The sequence below is a fragment of the Fusicatenibacter saccharivorans genome, assembly GCF_015557635.1.
Taxonomy (GTDB): Bacteria; Bacillota; Clostridia; order Lachnospirales; family Lachnospiraceae; genus Fusicatenibacter; species Fusicatenibacter saccharivorans.
This window is the reverse complement of the sequence record NZ_JADNOP010000013.1, coordinates 124,036-130,274: the sequence shown is the minus strand read 5'-3', so window position 1 is coordinate 130,274 and position 6,239 is coordinate 124,036. Positions and strand designations below refer to the sequence as shown.

Here is a 6,239-nt window from a genome sequence, read left to right as displayed (position 1 = left end):
ATGTTTTATCAATTAACACAATTGTTATTTTGTCCATCTTCAATTACTTGCGTAAATTCGATGGACGCGTCTTATATCCCCATAGCTGAAGCAAGGGGTTTTACGACGCATTGGATAAGCAAATTTTCCACTCATCGAGTGGAAATTTTACAATACCTAAACTACTTCTTGAATTTATATTTTCCTTTTCCGTGACCGGATACTGGTTCAATAATATCTGCCTGCACCAAATTGGAAAGATGTTTTGAAGCACCTGATGATCATTGTTTTCATCAGATTATTATCGCTTGTAAAAGAAGATTTATAATCTACAATCTTTGCAAAAAAACTGCGACATTTTTACACGTTTTCCAATCAAAAACCTGTTTTTGTCTTGGGATAATCTCCCATAGCTTCATTTCAAAAGAATTATCACTTAATCTCTGTAAACAAGCCACTCTGCATCAGGGCAAATACCGATGCAGAACCAACAAAGCCACAGCCTATCATTACTGCTTTTTTTGAATTAATCACTTTCTTCTTCGTAATAATCTCATCTCCTTAATAATTCTCTTCATGTACTTCAAAATAGCTCTGTGGATGGTTACATACCGGACATACCTCAGGAGCCTTTGTTCCTACCACGATATGTCCGCAGTTACGGCATTCCCATACCTTAACTTCGCTCTTTTCAAATACCTGTGAAGTTTCAATATTCTTAAGAAGTGCACGATATCTTTCCTCATGGTGCTTCTCAATCTCACCTACTGCCCTGAATTTTGCTGCAAGCTCAGGGAATCCTTCTTCCTCAGCTGTTTTAGCAAAGCCATCATACATATCTGTCCACTCATAATTTTCGCCTTCTGCCGCTGCCACCAGGTTTTCCTTTGTATCACCAATTCCTGCTAATTCCTTGAACCACATCTTTGCATGTTCTTTCTCATTATCTGCAGTCTTTAAAAACAATGCTGACATCTGCTCGTAACCTTCCTTTTTCGCTACAGAAGCAAAATAGGTATACTTATTTCTTGCCTGTGATTCCCCTGCAAATGCCTCCTGTAAATTCTTCTCTGTCTGTGTTCCTGCATATTTGTTTTCTGCCATCTCTTTTACCTCCGTTTTCTTTACTACTTTTTCAAAATCTGATGCCGGGTGCTTGCACAAAGGACATATAAAGTCATCTGGTAATTCCTCGCCTACATATTCATATCCGCAAATTCTACAACGCCATATTGTCTGACTGTCCTCTGTTTTTCCAACCTCCTGTGGCTTAGGCTTAATATTATTCTGATAATAATCATATGTTACTGAAGGAACATTGCTTAAAACTTCCATATCGGTTATCTCACCGATAAACATCGTATGTGAACCCAAGTCCTCTGTTTTAGTAACTGTCACAGAAATGTATGCATTTGTACCTTCTGTAATATAATAAATACCATTTGTGCCCCTGGCACACTGCTCAAAGGCTTCAAACTTATTGGTATCTCTTCCTGATTGGAAGCCAAAATGTTTGAACAATTCAAATTGTGCCTTCTGACTTAAGACTGATACAGTAAATTTTCCGGTTCTTTGAATCATATCATGCGTATAATTTGCCTTATTTACACAGATACTTAACTGGTTTGGTTCCGAAGCTGCCTGAATGGCTGTATTAATGATGCATCCGTTATCTTTTTCTGCTTCTTTAGCGGTTAATATAAACAGTCCATAACTCAACTTATACATTGCTTTCCTATCCATGCTGTTCCTCCTTTACCTTCTCCCTGCATTTCGGGCAAATGCCTTTAAATGAAATATCATAATCCACAAATTCAATTCCATGAGTGTTATGAATTCTTTCCAGTAAATCCGGTATTTGATCCATATCCACATCAAAAATTTCACCGCACTTTATACATCTTACATGGTAATGATTTTTCAATGTAAAATCAAATCGGTTCGGTCCATTCGGAACTTCAACCTTTCTTAATGCACCTTCCTCTACCAATATATCAAGATTTCTATATACAGTTCCTTTTCCAATTGTTGGATATGCTTCTTTTATAAATTCATACACTTCATTTGCCGTAACGTGTCTTCTCATTTCGTATACGGTATTTCTTACGAGATCTTTTTGAATGGTATTTCTCCTACTTGTCATTCGTCCTCCTTATTAGGATTAGTTCTTAATAAGGATTATATACCACTATTATCCTGTCGTCAATAAAAATAGTAATAATTCTCATTATTATAAAAACTGCCAAACTGAGCATCTTTTATCTGAATAACTATTTTATTTTGCGTTCAAATACATATTCTGAATCTGAAGATAAATCAGACCTAAACGAATATCCGAGTCTGTCAAATTTCTGAATCTCCACCGGATTTTCAATATTATTTTCCGCTATGAATCTGACCATTTCACCACGAGCCATCTTGGCATAGGTACCTTTTGTTACCAATTTATCTCCGGATAACTCACAAAATACAATCGTAATATATCTGTCCTGTGGTGTCAGATACTTTTCTATACATTTTGAGTATTCTTTTGATGCAAGATTAATGATAATCCTGCTGTCATCAATTACTGAGCGGTATAACAATTCTCCCCAGTACTCATACAGATTTTTTGCATCTCCAATTCCAACCTTTGCCTGCATTTCAAGACGATAAGGAGTCACACCATCCATTGGTTTTAAAATGCCATAAAACGCAGACAAGATTCTTAAATGATTTTGCAAATACTCAAACTGCTGGATTTCAAACACAGATGGTGCCATATATTGAAATGCAATCCCTTCATATGCTAAAACAGCCGGAGTAAGCCTGTTATAAAGATCCATATTTTCCAATCTGTTAAAGTTCTGCTCTGCAATCTTGTCATTACATTTCCAGATAGCTTTCAGTTCTTCTTTTGATTTGCTTTTCATCCAGTTTAATACTTCTGCTGTCTTATCAATATAGACAGGCAGTTCAACCGGTGCTAAGTTATCGGTATCTACAATCATCTTTTTTGCAGGTGATAAAATAATCTTCATTATGCCAATTCCTTAAGCATATTTTCAGGATCATCTGCCGCCTTGACTTTATCATTTGCCTTTATAATGATTCCCTGCTCATCAATAAGATATGTAGTTCTTACTACACCCATAGATACTTTTCCATAATTTTTCTTTTCTTTCCAGACATCATATGCTTCAATAACTTTACGCTCCGGATCTGCTAATAGCGTAAATGCCAGTCCGTATTTTTCTTCAAATCTCTTGTGAGACGCTACAGAGTCCTTGCTTACTCCGAGAATAACAGCTCCCTTCTCAGTAAACTGTGGATAACGCTCAGAAAAGCCACATGCCTGCTTCGTACATCCTGGTGTATTATCCTTTGGATAAAAATATAAGATCACTTTTTTTCCTGCATAATCGCTTAATTTATGCATTTCTCCATTCTGATCCGGCAATTCAAAGTCCGGTGCTTTTTTTCCTAACTCTAACATTTACTATTCCTCCGCTTTTGTATTTTCTACCTGTTTTCTTGTTCTTTTATTACCTGAAATCATTTTATGTCCCGTATACATAGACATGATCATACATATAAGAGTGCTACACGCAAAATACCTATGACCTGATTTGGATCCTTTATATCCAGTATAAAAAGTTCCAATCATAGTAATTAACGCTCCGATTGACCAATACTTATGTGCTTTCATTTTATACCTCCAAATTGATTAAGCTGTTTCCAAAATAAATATCTCTGGATCATTAACAATATTATACATTCCATCCATTACTTTTGACAAGCAGGGAAAGAAAAATACTCAATCCAAATACAAAAGGATGTATCACGATAATTCTTGCATTACCTTGACGCATCCTTTCGTGTTGTATTTTTTTATTCTTCTTTTCATTATTTTTTAATTTACAGATACCCTGCGTCATTGTTCCCATTTGGCAGAATGTATACCAGGTTCGTGGCTTATATGCCTTAGACACTGTGCTGTTTGGCTCATAAACCTCAACCTCCTTGTGCTTAGAGTATATGAAATTTTAGCTTTATCTTGTAAGTTTGCGAATATCCGTATAAACAAAAAAGCCCTTTGAGAAAAGGATTTTTCCTCTCTCAAAGGGCAAGTTGGCAAACAGGAAGTTTTGCATACGTTATTCTTCTAATATTTTTGTAGGGTTCGCATAGAAAAAGTGTTACAGACTTTTTCTCACAGTCTCCAATCCCATGTAACCATCACCAGTGTTAAAACCTTTCATTGCCAACTCCTCCATTTCTTTGAATTTTATGATTTAATCTTCTTTGATGGTTACAGTGTATATCAATAGGTGGGGTATAAAAATCCCTGCTCTTTTATACTGCTATCCTTCTAAGACAAAAGGCCCAGAATACTTTTTCCTGAGCCTTTCCATCCTGTTGTTTTCAATTATAGATAAAGCTATTATGCAACATTCTGATTCTCATCATCTAGTTGAGGTAAATCTTCATCGCTACCAATTGCTTTTAAACCTAACATTGTTACCGTCACTCCCAAAGCTAATGTTACAACTCCCCCAATCGTCTTGAACACTCGCTCATGAAATTTCTGCTGCTGTAAATATAATTCCGTTATTTTATCAGCTTCTTCCATCATTTTTTCAGAAAATTCCCTTCTTTCCTCCTCTGTTAAGTTTTCTTGTTCCAGCTGATTTGCGAAGGTCTCAAGAACATACTGATGTGCATGAACTGCTTGTTCATATTCTTCTTTATTTGTTTCTAAAATTGTTTTGCATAACTGTGTATAATTTTCTATTGCTGATTCCACAAACTCTACATATACTGGGAACTGCTTTATTATTTCAAGCGCCACTTCCTTTTCCATATATGGAATCATAGATGTAAACTCCATCACTTTATCCTTTGTTAAATTTCGAAATGATTCAATTTTTAACGCTTTTTTTACAGCTTCTTCTGAATGATATCTTTTTCTTATTTTCTTTTCCATGATTATGTTCCTACTTTGCTTCTTTGCGAATGGTGCCAATTTTTTTGTCACTTCTGGTATCTCTTCCATTTTTGTTTCTAATAGTCCCCGGTGGAAGACCATGCTTCTTTTCAAATGTTCCTACTCTACAATCACTTCTAGTTTTCCTCATGTTTTTTCTTCCTTTCATAATTCCGTATCAACAATGCACTTGTTGTTTACTGATGCTTCAAGTATAATAAAATCTATAAAGAAAATACACGCACAGCATGTGGACTTAACACCTGATAATTCTCATGTTCGGCGATATACGGGGAGGTTATTCTCATGGGGAAACAATCTACAAGAGAAAATAAAACAATTTATCAGATTTGCCGGGAAGAAGCCGGTCTTACCAGATTAGAAGCCAGCGAAAAAATGACTGCTGTTTCTGATTCTAAAATTGAAAAATTTGAATATGAAATGCAGGAACCTACACCTTATGATATTATCCAGATGGCAGACGCTTACGGGCGACCAGATCTCTGCAATTATTACTGCTCTCATAAATGCGAAATCGGTCACCGTTATGTCCCGGAAGTCGAAGTTTCTGACTTGTCCAATATAATCCTGGAAACCATTGCCAGTCTGAATGAGATTAATCCTCTTACCACACGTCTGATCCAGATTGCCCGTGACGGTAAGATCAGTGATGATGAGATCAAGGATTTTGCTTTTATCAGCAACAAACTGGATGAAATTTCTCTGGCAATAGATTCTCTGAATCTCTGGGTTGATAAAACAGCCGGAGAGCAGGGACTAAACATCGAATTGCTCAGAGAAGAAAAAAAGAAACAGAAATAAGTATGAAAAAACAAGGCAGCGAACCTATTTATGGTTCACTGCCTCTTTCCTTTACATATGCTGTAACTGGTTTATGATGTATTCCGTTCTGCGGATAGCTTCTTCCACCTGATGTCTAGCATTGTTGATTCGATCCTGCACCATCCAATCCACAACAAATCCATCAAAAAAATAATCTGCAAAGGATAAGAAGTCTCCAGTATTGATGTTTAAATTACAAGCCACGTTCACATCATTTAATTCCCTACTGAAATTACGAAGATCATATTTCGCCTGTTCCATATTTTGTCTTGCCTGATCCATCTTGGAGTGTTTCAACATCGTAGAAAAGAATCCACCGCCAAACATATCCACCAAGCCCCAATTCTTTGCACTGTTCAGGTTCTCTTTTGCTGTCCGAAGACTACTTAACGCACGTTGTCCTGCTTCAATCGCTTCTCGTTTCTCTTTTTCTATATCATATCCCATAATT

8 protein-coding genes and 2 pseudogenes are annotated in these 6,239 nt (G+C 36.3%); 1 reads left to right on the top strand and 9 read right to left on the bottom strand.

Annotation, left to right across the window (positions count from 1 at the left end):
- Positions 1 to 417: 417 nt before the first annotated feature.
- The 8 genes and pseudogenes from I2G42_RS17025 to I2G42_RS12035 all read right to left on the bottom strand — a co-directional run.
- Positions 418 to 513: pseudogene (locus I2G42_RS17025) on the bottom strand (L-lactate dehydrogenase); the annotation flags it as partial.
- A gap of 27 nt (positions 514 to 540) precedes the next feature.
- Entirely contained in the window at positions 541 to 1,083 is a 543-nt protein-coding gene (rbr, locus tag I2G42_RS16865; protein ID WP_243277180.1) for a rubrerythrin, read from the bottom strand.
- A gap of 18 nt (positions 1,084 to 1,101) precedes the next feature.
- A pseudogene (locus I2G42_RS16860) lies at positions 1,102 to 1,722 on the bottom strand (flavin reductase family protein); the annotation flags it as partial.
- Complete coding sequence (locus I2G42_RS12050) at positions 1,715 to 2,122, bottom strand: Fur family transcriptional regulator (protein ID WP_055225693.1); 408 nt, start codon at positions 2,120 to 2,122, stop codon at positions 1,715 to 1,717. The pseudogene I2G42_RS16860 and the gene I2G42_RS12050, both read right to left, overlap by 8 nt.
- Before the next feature lie 127 nt (positions 2,123 to 2,249).
- Positions 2,250 to 2,999: a peroxide stress protein YaaA gene (gene yaaA / locus I2G42_RS12045; protein ID WP_024854728.1), complete on the bottom strand. Its 750-nt coding sequence runs from the start codon at positions 2,997 to 2,999 to the stop codon at positions 2,250 to 2,252.
- Positions 2,999 to 3,454, bottom strand: a complete 456-nt coding sequence (gene bcp, locus I2G42_RS12040; protein WP_021737556.1) for a thioredoxin-dependent thiol peroxidase — start codon at positions 3,452 to 3,454, stop codon at positions 2,999 to 3,001. Before bcp ends, yaaA begins: the two co-directional genes overlap by 1 nt.
- 3 nt (positions 3,455 to 3,457) lie before the next feature.
- Positions 3,458 to 3,667, bottom strand: coding sequence for a DUF6219 family protein (locus I2G42_RS16455; protein WP_021737557.1), 210 nt, complete (start codon positions 3,665 to 3,667; stop codon positions 3,458 to 3,460).
- 735 nt (positions 3,668 to 4,402) lie between these two features.
- Positions 4,403 to 5,059, bottom strand: a complete 657-nt coding sequence (locus tag I2G42_RS12035) for a hypothetical protein (RefSeq protein WP_172680796.1) — start codon at positions 5,057 to 5,059, stop codon at positions 4,403 to 4,405.
- A gap of 192 nt (positions 5,060 to 5,251) precedes the next feature.
- On the opposite strand from I2G42_RS12035, the gene I2G42_RS12030 reads away from it, so the two are divergent.
- Positions 5,252 to 5,767: a helix-turn-helix domain-containing protein gene (locus I2G42_RS12030; protein ID WP_055182202.1), complete on the top strand. Its 516-nt coding sequence runs from the start codon at positions 5,252 to 5,254 to the stop codon at positions 5,765 to 5,767.
- A 51-nt stretch (positions 5,768 to 5,818) separates the two neighbouring features.
- Here the strand turns inward: I2G42_RS12030 and I2G42_RS12025 are convergent, their stop codons facing one another.
- Positions 5,819 to 6,235 (bottom strand): hypothetical protein, encoded by a 417-nt coding sequence (locus I2G42_RS12025; RefSeq protein WP_055225697.1) that lies wholly within the window; start codon positions 6,233 to 6,235, stop codon positions 5,819 to 5,821.
- Positions 6,236 to 6,239: the final 4 nt, after the last annotated feature.

Bases quoted from the DNA above. Each gene is read 5' to 3' on its own strand.
- I2G42_RS12030 (WP_055182202.1), top strand. From the start codon at position 5,252: ATGGGGAAACAATCTACAAGAGAAAATAAAACAATTTATCAGATTTGC.
- I2G42_RS16455 (WP_021737557.1), bottom strand. From the start codon at position 3,667: ATGAAAGCACATAAGTATTGGTCAATCGGAGCGTTAATTACTATGATT.
- I2G42_RS12050 (WP_055225693.1), bottom strand. From the start codon at position 2,122: ATGACAAGTAGGAGAAATACCATTCAAAAAGATCTCGTAAGAAATACC.
- rbr (WP_243277180.1), bottom strand. From the start codon at position 1,083: ATGGCAGAAAACAAATATGCAGGAACACAGACAGAGAAGAATTTACAG.
- bcp (WP_021737556.1), bottom strand. From the start codon at position 3,454: ATGTTAGAGTTAGGAAAAAAAGCACCGGACTTTGAATTGCCGGATCAG.
- I2G42_RS12025 (WP_055225697.1), bottom strand. From the start codon at position 6,235: ATGGGATATGATATAGAAAAAGAGAAACGAGAAGCGATTGAAGCAGGA.
- yaaA (WP_024854728.1), bottom strand. From the start codon at position 2,999: ATGAAGATTATTTTATCACCTGCAAAAAAGATGATTGTAGATACCGAT.